General features: G+C 67.9%; 15 protein-coding genes and 1 pseudogene. 5 read left to right on the top strand and 11 right to left on the bottom strand.

Annotated elements, in window-relative coordinates; all coding sequences use genetic code 11:
- The first annotated feature begins 27 nt into the window (after positions 1 to 27).
- On the top strand, positions 28 to 1,587 hold the full coding sequence (locus IMT31_RS10910) for a TIGR01777 family oxidoreductase (protein WP_413542781.1): 1,560 nt from the start codon (positions 28 to 30) through the stop codon (positions 1,585 to 1,587).
- 81 nt (positions 1,588 to 1,668) lie between these two features.
- Here IMT31_RS10910 and IMT31_RS10905 read toward each other — a convergent pair.
- Positions 1,669 to 2,763 (bottom strand): annotated as a pseudogene (locus IMT31_RS10905) (type I restriction endonuclease).
- A gap of 233 nt (positions 2,764 to 2,996) precedes the next feature.
- On the opposite strand from IMT31_RS10905, the gene IMT31_RS10900 reads away from it, so the two are divergent.
- The gene (locus IMT31_RS10900; protein WP_413542780.1) at positions 2,997 to 3,752 is read left to right on the top strand and encodes a PIG-L deacetylase family protein; all 756 of its coding nucleotides are present in this window, start codon (positions 2,997 to 2,999) and stop codon (positions 3,750 to 3,752) included.
- Positions 3,753 to 3,788: 36 nt separating this feature from the next.
- Here IMT31_RS10900 and IMT31_RS10895 read toward each other — a convergent pair whose 3' ends face one another.
- The 3 genes from IMT31_RS10895 to IMT31_RS10885 form a co-directional block, all read right to left on the bottom strand.
- Positions 3,789 to 4,715: a hypothetical protein gene (locus tag IMT31_RS10895; protein WP_413542779.1), complete on the bottom strand. Its 927-nt coding sequence runs from the start codon at positions 4,713 to 4,715 to the stop codon at positions 3,789 to 3,791.
- A gap of 231 nt (positions 4,716 to 4,946) precedes the next feature.
- Positions 4,947 to 5,495 (bottom strand): CarD family transcriptional regulator, encoded by a 549-nt coding sequence (locus tag IMT31_RS10890; protein WP_413542778.1) that lies wholly within the window; start codon positions 5,493 to 5,495, stop codon positions 4,947 to 4,949.
- A 128-nt stretch (positions 5,496 to 5,623) separates the two neighbouring features.
- The gene (locus tag IMT31_RS10885; RefSeq protein ID WP_413542777.1) at positions 5,624 to 7,114 is read right to left on the bottom strand and encodes a helix-turn-helix domain-containing protein; all 1,491 of its coding nucleotides are present in this window, start codon (positions 7,112 to 7,114) and stop codon (positions 5,624 to 5,626) included.
- A 200-nt stretch (positions 7,115 to 7,314) separates the two neighbouring features.
- On the opposite strand from IMT31_RS10885, the gene IMT31_RS10880 reads away from it, so the two are divergent.
- Both IMT31_RS10880 and IMT31_RS10875 read left to right on the top strand, forming a co-directional pair.
- Positions 7,315 to 7,791, top strand: coding sequence for a hypothetical protein (locus tag IMT31_RS10880; RefSeq protein WP_413542776.1), 477 nt, complete (start codon positions 7,315 to 7,317; stop codon positions 7,789 to 7,791).
- 236 nt (positions 7,792 to 8,027) lie between these two features.
- Positions 8,028 to 8,177, top strand: coding sequence for a hypothetical protein (locus IMT31_RS10875; protein ID WP_413542775.1), 150 nt, complete (start codon positions 8,028 to 8,030; stop codon positions 8,175 to 8,177).
- Between the two features lie 97 nt (positions 8,178 to 8,274).
- On the opposite strand, the gene IMT31_RS10870 is transcribed toward IMT31_RS10875, so the two are convergent.
- The 3 genes from IMT31_RS10870 to pdhA are packed head-to-tail and all read right to left on the bottom strand — an operon-like array spanning position 8,275 to position 12,056.
- On the bottom strand, positions 8,275 to 9,702 hold the full coding sequence (locus tag IMT31_RS10870) for a dihydrolipoamide acetyltransferase family protein (RefSeq protein WP_413542774.1): 1,428 nt from the start codon (positions 9,700 to 9,702) through the stop codon (positions 8,275 to 8,277).
- A gap of 3 nt (positions 9,703 to 9,705) precedes the next feature.
- Positions 9,706 to 10,896 (bottom strand): alpha-ketoacid dehydrogenase subunit beta, encoded by a 1,191-nt coding sequence (locus IMT31_RS10865; protein WP_413544411.1) that lies wholly within the window; start codon positions 10,894 to 10,896, stop codon positions 9,706 to 9,708.
- Positions 10,896 to 12,056: a pyruvate dehydrogenase (acetyl-transferring) E1 component subunit alpha gene (gene pdhA, locus IMT31_RS10860; protein ID WP_413542773.1), complete on the bottom strand. Its 1,161-nt coding sequence runs from the start codon at positions 12,054 to 12,056 to the stop codon at positions 10,896 to 10,898. The genes IMT31_RS10865 and pdhA overlap by 1 nt, the downstream gene beginning before the upstream one ends.
- Before the next feature lie 243 nt (positions 12,057 to 12,299).
- Between pdhA and IMT31_RS10855 the strand changes: the two genes are divergently transcribed.
- On the top strand, positions 12,300 to 12,749 hold the full coding sequence (locus IMT31_RS10855) for an Lrp/AsnC family transcriptional regulator (protein ID WP_413544410.1): 450 nt from the start codon (positions 12,300 to 12,302) through the stop codon (positions 12,747 to 12,749).
- A 50-nt stretch (positions 12,750 to 12,799) separates the two neighbouring features.
- On the opposite strand, the gene IMT31_RS10850 is transcribed toward IMT31_RS10855, so the two are convergent.
- From IMT31_RS10850 to paaC, 4 genes are read right to left on the bottom strand one after another with little or no spacing between them, the layout of a single operon-like run.
- On the bottom strand, positions 12,800 to 13,585 hold the full coding sequence (locus IMT31_RS10850; protein WP_413542772.1) for an enoyl-CoA hydratase/isomerase family protein: 786 nt from the start codon (positions 13,583 to 13,585) through the stop codon (positions 12,800 to 12,802).
- 10 nt (positions 13,586 to 13,595) lie between these two features.
- Positions 13,596 to 14,780 carry a 1,2-phenylacetyl-CoA epoxidase subunit PaaE gene (gene paaE, locus IMT31_RS10845; RefSeq protein WP_413542771.1) on the bottom strand — a complete coding sequence of 395 codons (1,185 nt, stop codon included), beginning with the start codon at positions 14,778 to 14,780 and terminating at the stop codon, positions 13,596 to 13,598.
- Positions 14,777 to 15,271, bottom strand: coding sequence for a 1,2-phenylacetyl-CoA epoxidase subunit PaaD (gene paaD, locus IMT31_RS10840; RefSeq protein WP_413542770.1), 495 nt, complete (start codon positions 15,269 to 15,271; stop codon positions 14,777 to 14,779). Before paaD ends, paaE begins: the two co-directional genes overlap by 4 nt.
- A 17-nt stretch (positions 15,272 to 15,288) precedes the next feature.
- Positions 15,289 to 16,140, bottom strand: a complete 852-nt coding sequence (gene paaC, locus IMT31_RS10835; protein WP_413544409.1) for a 1,2-phenylacetyl-CoA epoxidase subunit PaaC — start codon at positions 16,138 to 16,140, stop codon at positions 15,289 to 15,291.
- Positions 16,141 to 16,168 lie beyond the last annotated feature (28 nt).

The raw sequence follows: 16,168 nt of genomic DNA, 5'->3' as shown, positions 1-16,168 counted from the left end.
ATCCGAAACGTGTGAAAGAGTGGCCACATGCCCGTCTTCGAACGCCGCACGTTGGTCCCCCATGACCGGTCCACCGTCTTCACCTGGTTCTCCCGGCCGGGCGCGCTGGTCCGCCTGACGCCTCCGTTCGCCGGATCCGTGCGCCGAGAACCGGAAGGGCTCGACGTCGGCTCCGTCGCCCGATTGGGTGTGGGCGCCCCGGGCTCGTTGGGCTTGGGACTGGAGTCCACGGCCGGGCTGGCCAGGACTGTCCTCCCCTTCCGGCTGCCCCAGTGGTTCGCCCCCGAGGCACCGTGGACCTCACTCCACACGGCGTTGGAGCCTGGGCACATGTTCCGCGACGAGATGTCCTCCGGTCCGCTGAAATCCTGGGTCCACACGCACTCCTTCGAGGACGCTGCTCCCGGCGAGGCGGACACGGCCGAGGGCCGGCCGGGCTGTGTGGTCGTGGACCACATCGAGTACGAGCTGCCCGCCGGCGCCGTGCTGCGCCGCAAGGGTGCCGCCTGGTCTCGCGCCGGACGGTGGACGGAGGAACGCCTCGAAGAGGAGTTGGCTCGGCAGTTCGACTTCCGTGCCGCCCAGCTCCGCAGTGACCTGGACTTCCATGCCGGATTCCCCATCGACACTGCCGACGGCGGCCCCCTGACCATCGCGGTCTCCGGAGCCAGCGGGCTGATCGGCAGCCAGTTGTGTGCATTGCTGACAGGAGGTGGACACCGGGTCATCCGCCTGGTGCGGGGCGGCTCCCGGGCCGTGACACCGCCGTCAGCGGACACCGTCATCTGGGATCCGGCGGCCGGCCGCTTGGATGCCGAGGCACTTCGGGACGTCGACGCGGTGGTCAACCTCTCCGGCGAGACCATCGGCGGGCGCCTGACGGAGAGCCACCGTGACGAGATGCTGCAGTCCAGGCTGGCTGCCACCGGGCTGTTCGCCCGCACTTTGGCGGAGTTGGCCGAGGACGGCCGCCAGCGCTCACTCATCAATGCCTCGGCCATCGGGTACTACGGCGCCGAGGCCGGAGCCGGCCCGGACGGCGAGGGGCTGCGAGAGTCCGCTCCGCCCGGCGACGACTTCCTGGCCGAGATGTGCCTGCAGTGGGAACGGGCCACCGCCCCGGCCACGCGCGCCGGGGTGCGGACAGTCATGATCCGCACCGGACTGGTCCTGACGCCCGCCGGCGGCATCCTGCAGCAGGTGCTGCCGCTGTTCCTACTCGGGGCCGGCGGCCCGCTGGGCACGGGCAAGGACCGCAACCCATGGCAGAGCTGGATCTCCATCGAGGACATCGCGGGACTCTTCGCGCACGCCGCCCTGACCGGCACCGTGGAGGGCCCCGTCAACGGTGTGGCGCCGCATCCAGTGCAGTCGCGCGACTTCGCCGCCACCCTCGGCAAGGTGCTGCGCCGCCCCTCGGCCGTGCCCCTGCCATCAGCCGCCCCCACCGCAGTCCTCGGCTCCGAGGGCAACCGGCTGCTCGTCGAGGCGGACCAGAGAGCCCGTGCGGACCGCGCCCTCGACTCGGGTTACGCCTTCCGCCACACAGGCTTGGATGACGCCTTGAGACACGTGCTGGGTCGCTAATACCAGCTACACCCAACCGCGACCCGGGCGTTAATAGTTCGATTTGCCTTAGTGCTTCGGTCCAGCGGCTCCGAACTCGGCCTAAAGGTATCTGCTCACGGACGCCCGCAGTGCGTCTGCATGGGCATAGATCTCGACGAGGCTGGTGATCGGGATTCGAGTTTCTGCCTTGTTCTCATCGAAGATACCCAGGTACTACTGAGCTCGGTTGAAGTGCAACCTCGCGATCGGCTTCCGATTGTTGTCGTCGAGGATGACAGCGAAGTAGGACTTAGCATCACGGTGTACTACGCGGCTGGGTTCGACGTCACTGCACACAATGGCACGAACAATGTGAAAACCCTCGAGTTCCTCGACGGTGGTTTCGATACCGTCATCGTTAGCCTCTTCGAGATCGCGCTCGACGATCTCCTCACTCTTCACGTTCTCAACGAGTTCCGCCGAGACAGAACCCGGCGCAGCTTCACCCAGTGCCGCTTTCAATCGGTCGTTGACTTGGTCCTTGAGGAACTGGCGACAAGCCTTGGCCACCAGCGGAGTGAACTGGTCTCGCACCTTCTGGGTGATCGGACGTTCGTAGACATCGGTGACCAAGAACTTCACCCAGTCTGGGCTCGGCTCCGCGAAGTACCCGCCGATAGCACGTTTCAAGGCGCCGATGTACTTCAGCTCCTCGGCAGCGTTGACCACTGAGTCGAGATCGAATTCTTCTTTCGACAGCTTCCGTAGCTCTGGGATCAAGGACTCGTCGATGTCATTCAGATCGAGAACGAGGAACGGCTTCGAGTCCATGCGATTTGGTGCATCCAGATCTGTGTAGAACTGGTACTCCTCACCATTAGTCAGAATGGCGATTCTCGCGTCCGTGGCCGCGAAATACCGGTACAACTGAGAGGCATTCTCGACCGTCAACTTTCCAGCCGACTTCTTACACTCGACGAGCATCTGCACTTCACCGCCATGAACTATCGCATAGTCGATCTTCTCGCCCTTCTTGATCCCCACATCGGCAGTGAACTCGGGGACCACCTCCAGAGGATTGAAGACGTCGTACCCGAGAATCGTGGAGATGAATGGCATGACGAGGGCGTTCTTAGTCGCCTCCTCGGTCTCCAGGATGGACTTTTGTTGTTGAAGCTTGGCTGCCAATGAATAGAGACGTTCGGTGAACTGCATGTTTGCTCCCCATGAAAAAATTTTGGATGCTTCGAGACTATCCCGTAGGTCATACGCCTTAGTCAAAACACACCGGCTATATTTTTTAGGTCGATTGGAGTCCGGTGATCGGCTCAATGAATGCGGTCACCGGTGACTCCCGAGCATCCATCTACTGCGGGGGTGCACTACTCTCCAGTGGGGTGCCGACGTACGCTGGACAAAAGCGCATTTCCACCGATGAGAAGGTCGTCATGACCAGCACCGAACCGCTGCTCACCCCGCTGCCCGACTCCGCCTGGTCCCGCATACTCTGCGTGGTCGCCCATCCGGATGACATGGAGTACGGCACCTCGGCGGCCGTGGCGGCGTGGACCGCTCGGGGCGTGGAGGTCACCTATCTGCTACTCACCGCGGGTGAGGCCGGCATGGCCGAGCCACCGGACGTCGTCGCGCCCCTGCGGGCTGGCGAACAACGCAACGCCTGTGACGAGGTGGGCGTGGGAGATCTCCTGATCCTGGACCATCCGGACGGAATGCTGGAGTACGGGCTGGGCCTGCGGCGAGACATCGCCCGCGTGATCCGCACGGTCCGTCCCGATGCGGTGGTGACCGCCAACTTCGAGGTGGAGGCCTACGGAGGACTGAACCAGGCGGACCACCGCGCGGCAGGGATGGCCGTGGTGGACGCCGTCCGGGACGCGGACAACCCGTGGGTCTTCCGCGAGCTTGCAGAGGACGAGGGCCTGCAGAAATGGCACACCTCCGCCCTGTTGGTGGCCGGCCATGAGCGCCCCACTCACGCGACACCCGTGGATCAGGTGGCGGTGGACGCCGCCGTCGCCTCGCTGAGCCGCCACGAGGCCTATCTACAGCACGTGACCGGCCACCCGAGGCCCGAGGACTTCATTCCGGAGATCCTGCGGGAGGGAGGCGTGTACGCGGGCACCGATTACGCGGTGACATTCCGGGTGTACGACTTGGGCGGGCTGGGCGGCTCCGGAGACTGACCATCAATCCCCGGAGCTACCCTGCGGATCACTCACTCAGGGGATCGCCCACACCACGGGGTCGCTGCCGAAGTCGAGCTGGTCCTCCACCCGCACTTCAGCACCTTCGGCCGCGGCCTCGGGGATGTCGAAGCACACCTGGAAGGAACTCGAACCGCCGGCGCGCAGACCATCCGTCTGCTCGGAGAAGTCGCCCAGGGAGGCCATGCACTCGTAGGTGGCGTAGTTGCGCTGGTCGCCGCCGAGCAGTTCCACGTCCAGGTCGAACAGGGGCATGCCCTCGTCCGCGCCGTCCCCCTCGAAGGTCACGGTCAGGTCAGCCGTGACGTACTGACCGTTCTCCGGAGCCTCGTTGAAGGTGTTCGCGGCGACCACGGCGTCAGTGGCCTCCAAGTCCACCGCATCGACCGTTACCAGGTAACGGCCGGCCGTGGCCTGCTCACCGAGCGACAGTGACGTGGACGCGGGGCCAGCCGCCGGCTCCTCCGCTGCGTCACCGCTGTCACTGCCGTCACTGCTCGGCCCTGCCGTCCCCTCACCCTCGGATCCCGTATCGGCGACCGATTCGATGGAGGATTCGGACGAGGTCTCGTCCAGAGCATCCGAGACGTCCTCCAGGACTGCACTGTAGAAGGCCTGCGTGGCGAACACGACGACCAGGGAGAGCACGGACAGCACCACCGCGACGATGGACAGTGCCTTGGCACCGTGCTTGCGGATGGCCAGAACTAGGCCAATGATGCCGAGGACCAGCCCGACCAGGCCGAGCACGAAGGCGAGGTTGTTGACGATGGGGACCCAGCTCAACAGCAGGGCCAGTCCGCCGAGGACGATCCCGACGATCGAGAGCGCCTTTCCGGGGGTGCCGGGACGCGATGGTGGCGCCGGGGGCAGCGGCGGCTGTGCCCCAGCTGAGTGCCCGGAAGCCCCGTACTGCGGTGTCCCGTGGGTGGTGGATGACATGGGATCCTCCTCATGGATCAGGTGCGATGGCCACGCGGGGGGCGGGGCCGGGAAGCGCATCAACCTTCCGTTCCGCGTTGCGTCGAGTGCCGGTGGTTGAGGCACGGCAGACACTACGGAGGGGCACGGACGGGATAAGGAGGCGTTGCCGGTTGGCCCGGAACGTGAAACGGCCCCTCCCGACATCACTGTCGGAAGGGGCCATCCTCAGGGCCGAAGGCTGGAGCCGGATCAGGCCATGGCGGGCTCAGCACCGGCCGCGGAACCGTCAGCGGCGAAGCCCAGCTCGTCCAGTGAGGCGCCGTTGGCCACGGCGTCGATGACCTCCACGGCCTCGTCCTCGGAGACGTCCAGGGCCAGGGCCACCTCGGAGGCCAGCGGGGCCTGGGCGCTGCGGAAGAGATCCTTCTCCGCCATGGACAGCCCCTTGACGTCCCGGCGGCGCCCCAGGTCCCGGACCACCTCGGCGATCTGCTCCAGCAGACCGGAGGCCACCTTCTCCTGGTTGGCCTTCATGCGGCGGGACCACTGCTTCTCCTCCACGCCGCTGGGCTCCTGTACCACCTCGAGCAGCGTGCGCAGGTGGGCGAGCCCGTACACCTCGCGCACGCCGATCTCCTCCACCTTGGACTCCGGGATGGACACCACCAGATTGTTGCTCCGGATGGTGAGCTCGATGTAGGTCACCTCCGTCCCCTTCACGGTGCGATGCGTACGGTTCGTGACCGCCGCGGGACCGTGGTGGGGGTGAACAACAAGCTTGCCGGGGCTCAACTGCATGTATATGTCACTTTCCTTCGGTGCGAAGGCCTCCCCCAGCACCTGACCCGTCCACGGGCCGGGTGCATTCCGCGAGTTTGGCTGACCTCCATTTTCGCACAAATGCGAGACATGTGACGTTGCGTGGCCTAGGCTTCTCCCCCTCCGTGCGACTGACCTTGCTGGGCCCGTAGGAACTCGAAGACCTCCACCTCATCCACGCCGGGGAACGCACCGGCCGGCAGGGCCGCCAACAGATGCGCGTTGGCACGGGCCGCCGGCCAGGCGTGCCCACCCCAATCGGCCTCCAGGTCCGGTGAGGGTACGCGGCAGCACGTGGGATCCGGGCATCGGGACACGGAGCGGGACGTGGTGTCCGCTCCCCGGAACCACCTCGCCTGGTCAAAGGGCAGGCCGATGGACAGGGAGTAGAACCCCGAGGAGTGGCCCTCCACCACGGCGGTGCACCAGTACGTGCCGGCCGGGGTGTCCGTGTACTGATTGAAGGCGCGGAAGCGGTCCCCCACGCTGAACACCTCACGAGAGGTCCAGTTCCGGCAGACCTGTTGCCCCTCGATCGCCCCGGTGTGGTCGGCAGGGAAGGACACGCCGTCGTTCTCATAGGCCTTGTGGATGATTCCGGACTCGTGGACCTTCTGGAAGTGGCAGGTGATCCCGAGGTGTTCGGTCGCCAGATTCGTGAATCGGTGGGCCGCGGATTCGTAGGAGACGCCGAAGGCATCCCGCACGTCCTCGATCGCCAGGTCCCGCTGCGCCTTCGCGTTCTTGAGGAACTTCACCGTCTCCTTCTGCGGCATCATCAGCGCCGCAGCGAAGTAGTTCGTGTAGACGCGCTGGCGCAGGAAGTCCGAGTAGTCCACCGGCTCCCCGTGACCCAGCACGTAGGAGCCGATCGCCTGCAGCAGCACCGAGCGCTGATCGTGGTCCGGGTTGCGGGCCCGGGACAGGTAGAAGCGCTTGTTCTTCAGGTCCGTCACGGATCGGGTGGAGTGCGGCAGGTTGGAGACGGAATGCACGGAGAAGCCCAGGTGCTCCGCCAGGTCGGCCGCGGCGTGATGGCTCAGCGGACCACCGGAATGCCCGACGGCGTCCAGCAGGCCTTGCGCTTTACGCTCCAGTTCCGGGTAGTGGTTGTTGCGCTCCTTCATCTCCTGCCGCAGTTCGGAGTTGGCCCGCCGGGCCTCCTCCGGGGTGGCGGCCTGTTCCTCCATGCGCCGGTTCAGCTCGGATTCCAGCCCGGCGATGACCTCGAGCACCTCCGTGGGCGTGCGCGGGGAGATCTTGATCTGGGGTAGGCCGAGGGTGGCGTAGTGCTCGGTCCGCTGGGCCTTCTCCACGGCGATCTCCAGTGCGGCCCTTCGGCTGGGCGCCTCGGTGGCCAGCAGGTCCTCGACCGTGGCGCCGTGGAGTGCGGCGAGCTTGGAGACCAGAGAGAGCCGGGGCTCGCGCTTGCCGTTCTCCACGAGAGAGAGGTGGGAGCCGGTGGCGCCGACTGCTTCTGCGGCTTGGTCCAGGGTCAACCCGGCCTCCTTACGCAGGTGGCGCAGGCGACGGCCGAGCACCACGGGGTCGAGGTCAGGGGCGGCCTGGGGCTGGGGGGCGTTCGCGGTGATGGCCATCACCAGAGTTTAGTCAAGATCACGTCACTTTGGAACCAAATTTATCGTTCCGCAGAATATTCTCCGGTGGTTCCGTACTTCTTGACGATGTGAGCCGCCAGTGACGGTGCCTATTCACCGGCTCACATCCCTGCGTGAGTTCGGTGACAAAGCCCGCCATTGCGGGGTTCAGGGCCCGCAGCTCGGCCTATGGTCAGATCATGAGGAGTCCTGAGTCCCCCCGCCCCGCGCACGCCCGCCCGTCGCGGCGCCCGAGCATCCGGCCCTTCACCGGCGCCACCGGGGGAAGCCTCGGCGAGGATATCCTGCTCGCCCGCCACGGGGATCAGATCTTTCGCCTCCGCCAGGAGCACCGTACCGGCCTGACGGTGGCCACACTGCGGGACGGCACCTCGGACGCCGCCCCGAACCGGATCGACGGCGGCACTCTCGCGCTCGATCCCACGGAGCGCGCCCGCCTGGGCTGGGCCACCCTGACCAACGATGGCGACCCTGAGAGCCTCCGGGAGCTGCGCTTCCTCGGACGCCTGTCCGCGATCTGGATCGCGGTCAGCGTCCTGCTCGGTCTGCTCATGGTGTGGGGCATGGCCACCCTCATGGAGCCCGCCACCGCCGAACAGCTGATGTCCTCCTACTTCCAGACCACAACCTTCGAGGCTCCGAGCAGTACCCCATAGCGAGCTCTCAACGCTGCTCGTTGAGGTACACCACCTACCGGCCGCCCATGATTCCAGCCTGGATCGGTGGTCCGGTTGCCCGCAGGTTCATGATTGCGCAGATGGAGACGATGTCCCTTGTCGGAGCGAGATGGAACAAACTGCCCATAGGGGTTGTCACGATCGCGTCAGGACCATAGCTTGATTTGGCTTGCACCAGTTGCGGTCCACCTGAACAAGATCGAAGGAGACTCATCATGACCAATGAAACCAACTCCGGACAGTTCGAAAACGAAGATCAGGGCCAGTCACAGTTTGGCGGCCAGAACGACAGTGGCTCCAACGACGGCGGCTTCGGCGGCAGCCAGCAGAACGACGGTAGCGACAACTTCAACCGGGGCAACTAGTCCAACGGACTAGACGCCCCTCCGAGTAAAAGGGTTGGGCCCGGCGCACATGCGCCGGGCCCAACCCTTTCTGGTTCTGCACTCCGTGGATCGACGGTCAGGCGTCCGCCAACAGACCCACCGGGTCCTCGAAGCAGTCGGCCACGAATCGCAGGAAGCCGCCGGCCGTGCCGCCGTCACAGATCCGGTGGTCGAACACCAGGGACAGTTGCATCACCTTGCGGACGGCCAGCTCGCCGTCCACCACCCAGGGCCGGTCGATGATCCGTCCCATGCCGAGGATCGCCACCTCGGGGTGGTTGATGATCGCCGCCGAGCCGTCCGTGCCGAAGATGCCGTAGTTGTTGATGGTGAAGGTGCCCCCGGACAGGTCCTGCGGGGTGCCCTTCCCGGAGCGTGCCAGCTCGGTCAGTCGGCGCAGTTCGCCGTCCAGCTCGCGCGCACTCATCCGGTGCGCGCCGCGGATGGACGGGACCACCAGTCCCCGCTCGGACTGCACGGCGAAGCCGAGGTTGATGCCGTCGAAGGACACGATCCGGTGCCCGCCGGAGCCGTCCTCCTCGAACCGCATGGCCAGTTCGGGGAACCGGGTCAGGCCCGCGAGCGCGAACCGGGAGGCGAAGGCCAGCAGGCCCGGCACCTGCCCATCGCCGCGCGCCTTCATCTGCGCGCGGGCCTGCAACATCGGCGTGACGTCCACATCCACCCAGATGGTGGCCTCGGGGATCTCCTGCCGCGAACGGGTCATGGCCGCGGCCGTCACCTTGCGCACGCCGGACACCTTCTCGACGCCCGCCACGGTCAGCCCCGTACGCGGGTCCAGTGCATCGGTGGGCTCTGGGGCCCACGAAGTCCCGGCAGCCCCGCCCTTGCCAGCGGGGACTGCGGGGGGTGCAGCTGCGCCAGCCGAGGACAGCACATCGGCACGCATGACCAGCCCACCGGGCCCGGTCCCCCGCACGGCGGTGAGGTCCACCCCATGCTCTCGGGCGAGCCGGCGCACGAGCGGATTCACCACGCGCGGCGCCTGCCGCGCGGGTTCATGCACCGCAGGGCCGGCCGGGGCGGCCGGGCTGACTGAAGCGGCCGCGACCTTCCGCCGTCGCGTCCGTCCCGTGGCGCCACCACCCGGGGTGCCGTAGCCGATCAGGACGTTGCCGGAGCCGGCGTCGGGCCCGTCCACCTCGCCGGCGGCCGCGGCGGGCTGCGCCGCGGCCGCCTGCTCCGGCCGGGCTCCGGCCCGCTCCTCCTCCGCGTAGCTCAGGGCGCCCTCGGCGGGTGCGGCACCGTCCTCCACGGAGATCAGCGGCTGGCCCACGTCCAGGGTGGTGCCGGCCTCGGCATGCAGGGTGGCCACGGTGCCACCGAAGGGGCTGGGCACCTCCACGAGGGACTTGGCGGTCTCCACCTCGGCGATCGGCTGGTCCACCGCCACGGGGTCACCGGCGGCCACGAGCCACCGGACGATGTCGGCCTCGGTCAGGCCCTCCCCCAGGTCGGGGAGCAGGAAGGTACGGACGGTCATCTCTCAGTCCTCCCACTGCAGATCGTCAACGGCATCGAGGATGCGGTCCACCGACGGCAGGTAGTGGTGTTCCAGCTTGGGCGCCGGATAGGGGATGTCGAAGCCGGTCACGCGGAGCACCGGCCCGGCCAGCGAGTGGAAGCAGCGTTCCTGCACCCGCGCGGCGATCTCACTGGCCACGGAGGCATAGCCGGACTCCTCGGAGATGACCAGGGCCCGACCGGTCCGGCGGACGGACTCGGTCACGGTGGCGTCGTCGAAGGGCACGATGGTCCGCACGTCCACCACTTCCAGCGAGCGCCCCTCCTCCGCCGCGGCGGCAGCCGCGGCCATCGCGGTGGGCAGGGAGGGCCCGTAGGCGATCAGCGTCGCATCGGCTCCGGCACGGGCGACGGCGGCCCCGCCGGATTCCAGCGCTGCGCGCGCCGACGTTCCGGCACCGTGCCCCGACTCGTACTGCTCCCGCAGAGCGTCCAGGTCCACCCGGTCCTTGGCGAAGTAGAGCTTCTTCGGCTCCAGGAACACCACGGGGTCGTCCGAGTCGATGGCGGCACGCAACAGAAGATAGGCGTCCGTGACGGTGGCCGGGGTGACCACCTTGAGGCCGGGCGTGTGCGCGTAGTACGCCTCGGAGGAGTCGCAGTGGTGCTCCACGCCGCCGATGCCCCCGGCGTAGGGGATGCGGATGACGATCGGCAGGGGCAGGGCCCCCCGCGTGCGGTTGCGCATCTTGGCGATGTGCGAGGCGACCTGCTCGAAGGCCGGGTAGGCGAAGGCGTCGAACTGCATCTCGATCACGGGGCGCATCCCGTTGATCGCCATGCCCACGCTCATCCCGGCGATCCCGGACTCCGCCAACGGCGTGTCGAAGCAGCGGCCTGTCCCGAACCGGTCCGTCAGTCCATCGGTGATGCGGAAGACCCCGCCGAGGGTGCCCACGTCCTCACCGAAGACCACCACGCCGGCCTCGGCCGTCATCGCATCTGCCAGGGCCGCGTTGAGCGCCTTGGCCATGGTCACGGGGCCCGGTGGCACCGGGGCAGCCGGGGAATCGGGCCGCGGCTGGGGAACGCCTGCGCCGCCGGCCCGGGTGGACGCCTCACGGGCCGCCTCCACCGCAGCCTGCGTGGCCGGCGCGTCGCTGGGGGTGTTCTCGACCTCGGTCTCGGGGTCAGTCTCGGGGACGGTGCTCATCATGCCTCCTCGCGGGTGAGTTCCTCGGCCAGCTGAGCGGACTGCTCGGCCAGTTGAGGGGTGGGGGTGGAGTAGACGTGGGCGAAGAGGTCCTGCGGATCCGGAGTGCTCTCCCTGTTCATGCCCTCGCGCAGTGCAGCGGCGGTCTGCTCGGCCTCCTGCTCGTACTGGGCCTGGAGCTCATCGGTGAGCAGCCCGCGTCCGGTCAGATAGGTGCGCATCCGCTTCACCGGGTCCCTCGCCAACCACTCCTGGACCTCCTCGTCCTCGCGGTAGCGGGTGGCGTCGTCAGCGTTGGTGTGGGCCTGGATGCGGTAGGTGTGGGCCTCCACGAGCAGCGGACCGGCTCCGCCACGCACCAGGCGGACCCCGCGTTCGAGGACAGCCAGCAGGGCCACCAGGTCATTGCCGTCCACTCGCTCCCCCGCCATGCCGTAGCCCACGGCCTTGTGGGCCAGGGAGGGGGCCACGGTCTGGCGGGCCAGGGGCACGGAGATGGCGTACTGGTTGTTCTGCACGAAGAAGATCACCGGCAGGTGGAAGACGGCGGCGAAGTTCAGCGCCTCGTGGAAGTCCCCCTCACTCGTGGCACCGTCACCGCACAGCGCCACCACCACGGTGTCCTCCCCGCGCAGCCGTGCGGCGTGGGCCACCCCCACTGCGTGCAACAGCTGCGTGGTCAGCGGCGTGGACTGGATCCCCACCTTGTGCCGGCGCGGGTCGTAGCCGCCGTGCCAGTCTCCGCGGAAGACCGTCATGGCCTCCTCCGGGTCCACGCCGCGGGAGATCACCGCCACCGTGTCACGGTAGGTGGGGAACAGCCAGTCGTCCTCCGCCAGGCACACCCCGGCGGCCACCTGGCAGGCCTCCTGGCCATGACTGGACGGGTAGACCGCCATCCGCCCCTGGCGCACCAGCGCCGAGTTCTGGTCATTGATCCTCCGCCCGGCCACCAGGCGGCGGTAGGCCTCGAGCAGCTCATCGTCGGCAGGGATCGGGTACTCGTGACCGGGCTCGGCGCCCTGCTGGTCCTCGGGCAGGACCGTGCCCTCCTGATCGACGATCCGGATCAGGTGCCGCGCCGGCAGCATGTAGTCCTCCGGCGTGATGCCGAAACTGCGGGCGGCCTCGGTGATGTCCGTACGGACGGCGTCGCTCATCGTTCCTCCTGGAGGTTTCCCGCCGGTGCACGCTCAGGATGTGCATCAGGTCACGGTGGAAGCCATTTTGTTCCTCCAGTCTGGATCAGGTCGATGGTTCGTCGCGCACATCCCCGCGTATTGTGGACGGAATGGAGATACAGGCATATCCTGATGGACGAATCATCCGCCCCTGACCTCGGTGAGTGGCTGCCGTTCCACGGTGGATCCACCCCGCCGCCGTGTCCGCTCCGAGGAGGACTCGTGGAGAAGGTACCCGCACGGATCGACCCCGTGGACGAACTCATCCTGGAGGAGCTGACCCGGGACGGCCGGCAGTCGGTCACCGCACTGGCCCAGAAGGTGCACATCTCCCGGGCCCACGCCTATGCGCGGATCAGCAGGCTCCAGGAGGAGGGGGTCATCACCCGGTACGCCGCCGTGGTGGACCCGGTCCTCGCCGGCCTGCGCGCCTCGGCGTACGTCACGCTGAAGCTGCGCCAGCACGGCTGGCGAGAGGTGCAGGAGGCGCTCGCCAGGATCCCCGAGGTCTATCACGTCAGTCTGGTCGGCGGGAATTTCGACGTGCTGCTGCTCGTGCGCGCCAGGGACAACCAGGACCTGCGCCGCGTGGTGTTCGACCACATCCAATCGCTGCCCGGGGTGCTGGACACCCAGACCTTCTTGATCTTCGAGGACATGGACACGCGGTGAGGGAAGGACAGTGAGGTGCGGGTGGAGGGGGACGCGGTGAACGCGGGGCCTCAGCCGAGGCCACTGAACTCCGGCTTGCGCTTCTGCTGGAACGCGGCGAATCCCTCGGCGTAGTCGGCCGTGCCGCACAGGTCGGCCTGCGCCTGGTTCTCCCGGGCCACCGAGTCCCACAGGCCGAGTCGCTGATCGCGCACCTGCGCCACGAGCTCCTTGGAGGCCATGAAGGCCCCGGTCGCGCCGGTGGCCACCTTCGCCACGATCCCCCGAGTGTCCTCCAGCAGGGTCTCGGCGGGCAGTGACCGGGAGAACAGCCCGGAGGCCACGGCCTCGGCGCCGCTGATGAGCTCCGCGGTGTAGATCAGGTCCAGGGTGCGGTGGGCCCCCAGCCGCTCGGTGAACAGCCAGTGCCCGCCGGAGTCCAGCGTGGCCCCGAGGTTGGCGAACGGCGAGCCGATCTTGGCGTTCTCGGCCACGTAGACCACGTCCGTGGCGATCGCCAGGCCGAGCCCGACGCCGAGACAGGCCCCCTGGACCGCTGCGAAGGTCGGCGCCGGGAAGGAACTCATCTGCTGCAGCAGCGGGGTGACCCTTCCGCCGAGGTACCCGAGGACGTCGTCGTCAGCGGGGGTGACCCCGGAGATGTCCCGGCCTGCGCAGAACCCGCGGCCCTCGCCGCGCAACAGCAGGGCCCGCACCTCGCCGCGGGAGGCGGCGGCAGCGGCGGCGTCGTAGGCCTTGCCCAGCTCCTCGAGCGCCGCCGGATCCAGCGCGTTCATCTTCTCCGGGGCGTTCAGCAGGACCTCGGCGATACCGTCCTCGATGGTCAACTCGATCATGCGTGTGCTCCTAGGCGTCGTAGTTGACCACGAGCGTGTCCGTGGTCGGGTGGGACTGGCACGTCAGGACGTACCCCTTCTCGATCTCCTCCGGCTCCAGCGCGTAGTTCTCATCCATCTCCACCGAACCCTCGACCACCCTGGCCCGGCACGTCCCGCACACGCCGCCGGCGCAGGCGAAGGGGACGTCCTGGCGGACCCGCAGAGCGGCGTTGAGCACCGACTCGCGCTGGCCTTTGGGGGACTTCACCTCGCCCTGCAGCCCGTCCAGGGTGAAGGAGATCTGGAAGTTCTCCCCGGCCTCGTCCACCTCCACGGGGCGGCCGATGTTGCCCTCCGGGCGGCCCTGCTTCGGGTCGCCCGTGGTGAACAGCTCGTAGCGGACCCTGCCCGCATCCACGTCCAGGGCAGTCAGCTCGTCCCGGACCAGCTGCACCAGTTCGAACGGGCCGCAGAGGAACCACTCGTCCACCGTCTCCGGACGCATCACGGTGGACAACAGGGTGGAGAGCTTCTCATGGTCGATCCGGCCGGACAGCAACGGTGAGATCCGCTGTTCCCGGGTCAGGATGTGGTGCAGGGCGAAGCGGGAGGGGTAGCGATCCTTGAGGTCGGCCAGCTCCTCGAGGAACATCACGTCCATGGCGGCCCGGTTGGAGTACACCAGGTCGAACCGGACCTGGTCATTGGACGCCAGGACGGTGCGGGCGATGGCGATGACCGGGGTGATGCCGGATCCTGCGGCCACCGCCACGAAGGAGTGCTCGGTGTCCGTGTCGATCGACTCCGGATCGTTCAGCTCGGTCATCCGGTGCTGTGAGATGAACGCACCGGAGGGGCTCATCACCTCGATGACGTCCCCCGCCACCAGATGCTCGTTGGCCCAGCTGGAGAACAGCCCGCCGAGGTCCCGCTTGATGGCCACCCGGATCTCTCCGGGCCTCGGCTCGGCGCAGATCGAATAGCTGCGGCGCACCTCGTGCAGCGTGCCGTCCTGGTCCGGCAACTCCTTGCGCAGTGCCACGTACTGGCCGGCCGCGTAGTCGTAGCCGTCCACCAGCTCCTCGGGTACCGCGAAGGTGACCTCCACGGCGTCGGCGGTCAGGCGGCGGACCCCGGCCACCTCAAGGGGGTGGAAGGTGGCGCGGCGGCGTGCGGGGGCGGCGGCCGCCGTGTGGGTGGAGCTGGCGGTCATGAGAGCACCTTGAAGTAGTCGAAGGGTTCCAGGCAGTCCCGGCAGGAGTACAGGGCCTTGCAGGAGGTGGAACCGAAGCGGGCGAGTTCGCGGGTGTTCAGCGAGTGGCAGTGCGGGCACTTCACGGCCAGGCCCAGGGTCACGGTGCCCCGGTGGCCGGTCCCGGTGGGCGGGGCGATCCCGTACTCCTCGAGCTTGGCCTTGCCCGCGTCCGTCATCCAGTCCGTGGACCAGGCCGGGGACAGCACCAGGTCCACACGGACCGTCCCGTAGCCGGCCGCGGCGAACTCGTGCTCAAGGTCCTCCCGGATGGCGTCCATGGCCGGGCACCCCGAGTAGGTCGGGGTGATGGTCACGACGACGGCGCCGTCACCGTCCTGTTCGACGTCACGCAGGATGCCCAGGTCGGAGATGGTCAGCACCGGGATCTCCGGGTCGGTGACCCGGGACGCGATCTCGTGCAGGGATTCGATGGTGGTGGCGGGTGCCATGGTGGTCCTCCTGACGTCTACCAGGTGGCGCCGGGATGCTTGCGGGCGAGCACCTGCATCTCGGCGAGGATGTAACCCAGGTGTTCGGAGTGCTCGCCGCGCCGGCCGCGGCACAGGGCGGCGGGAGCGTCCGGGATGGCCAGTTCGGACCGGTCGAGGATCTCCCCCAGCCGGTGGTCCCACTCCGCACGCAGCGTGGAGGGGCGCACGGCGATGCCCTCGAGCTCGCCGTGCAGCGGTTCGTCCTGGAACAGTTCGCCGACGTACGGCCAGAGCTTGTCCAGGGCCGCGCGCATCCGGCGGGCCGATTCCTCGGTACCCCGGCCGAGGCGCAGAGTCCACAGCTCGGCGTGCTCCAGGTGGTAGTCGACCTCCTTGAGTGCCTTGGCGGAGATGGCGGCGGTGGTCTCATCAGCCGAGTGCACCAGCCGGGAGTAGAGATGGTGCTGGTAGAGCGCCATGAACAGGCCGCGCACCATCGTCTCGGCGAAATCCCCGTTGGGCTGCTCGACCAGGTGCAGGGAGGTGAACTCCTCCTCCTCGCGGAAGTAGGCCAGGTCGTCCTCCGTCTGACCCCAGGCCTTGCCGGCGTAGCTGAGGAGGGAGCGGGCGTGGCCCAGTTGGTCCAGGGCGATGTTGCCCAGGGCCACGTCCTCCTCCAGTTCGGGCCCGCGGGAGATCCAGTGTGAGAGCCGCTGGGCGAGGATCAGGGCGTCATCGCCCAGGTGGAGGGCATACCGGGCGACGGCATCACCGGAGGGGGCCGTCTGCTGCAGGGCGATGTCCTCGGGACGCAGCGCGTTGCCGGGAGTGACCCGGGTGGCCGAGGCCGCGGCGTCGCCGAAGCTGTCGAGGCTGTGGTCCGGCAACTGGCCTGTCCCCTGTTCGGTGGAGGTG

Origin of the sequence: Citricoccus nitrophenolicus, assembly GCF_047305825.1 — a bacterium.
GTDB classification, from domain to species: Bacteria; Actinomycetota; Actinomycetes; order Actinomycetales; family Micrococcaceae; genus Citricoccus; species Citricoccus nitrophenolicus.
This window is presented reverse-complemented; position numbering and strand designations above follow the sequence as displayed.

Excerpts from the sequence above, each read along its gene's own strand:
- IMT31_RS10910 (WP_413542781.1), top strand. The coding sequence starts at position 28 with ATGCCCGTCTTCGAACGCCGCACGTTGGTCCCCCATGACCGGTCCACC.
- IMT31_RS10900 (WP_413542780.1), top strand. The coding sequence starts at position 2,997 with ATGACCAGCACCGAACCGCTGCTCACCCCGCTGCCCGACTCCGCCTGG.
- IMT31_RS10895 (WP_413542779.1), bottom strand. The coding sequence starts at position 4,715 with ATGTCATCCACCACCCACGGGACACCGCAGTACGGGGCTTCCGGGCAC.
- IMT31_RS10890 (WP_413542778.1), bottom strand. The coding sequence starts at position 5,495 with ATGCAGTTGAGCCCCGGCAAGCTTGTTGTTCACCCCCACCACGGTCCC.
- IMT31_RS10885 (WP_413542777.1), bottom strand. The coding sequence starts at position 7,114 with ATGGCCATCACCGCGAACGCCCCCCAGCCCCAGGCCGCCCCTGACCTC.
- IMT31_RS10880 (WP_413542776.1), top strand. The coding sequence starts at position 7,315 with ATGAGGAGTCCTGAGTCCCCCCGCCCCGCGCACGCCCGCCCGTCGCGG.
- IMT31_RS10875 (WP_413542775.1), top strand. The coding sequence starts at position 8,028 with ATGACCAATGAAACCAACTCCGGACAGTTCGAAAACGAAGATCAGGGC.
- IMT31_RS10870 (WP_413542774.1), bottom strand. The coding sequence starts at position 9,702 with ATGACCGTCCGTACCTTCCTGCTCCCCGACCTGGGGGAGGGCCTGACC.
- IMT31_RS10865 (WP_413544411.1), bottom strand. The coding sequence starts at position 10,896 with ATGAGCACCGTCCCCGAGACTGACCCCGAGACCGAGGTCGAGAACACC.
- pdhA (WP_413542773.1), bottom strand. The coding sequence starts at position 12,056 with ATGAGCGACGCCGTCCGTACGGACATCACCGAGGCCGCCCGCAGTTTC.
- IMT31_RS10850 (WP_413542772.1), bottom strand. The coding sequence starts at position 13,585 with ATGATCGAGTTGACCATCGAGGACGGTATCGCCGAGGTCCTGCTGAAC.
- paaE (WP_413542771.1), bottom strand. The coding sequence starts at position 14,780 with ATGACCGCCAGCTCCACCCACACGGCGGCCGCCGCCCCCGCACGCCGC.
- paaD (WP_413542770.1), bottom strand. The coding sequence starts at position 15,271 with ATGGCACCCGCCACCACCATCGAATCCCTGCACGAGATCGCGTCCCGG.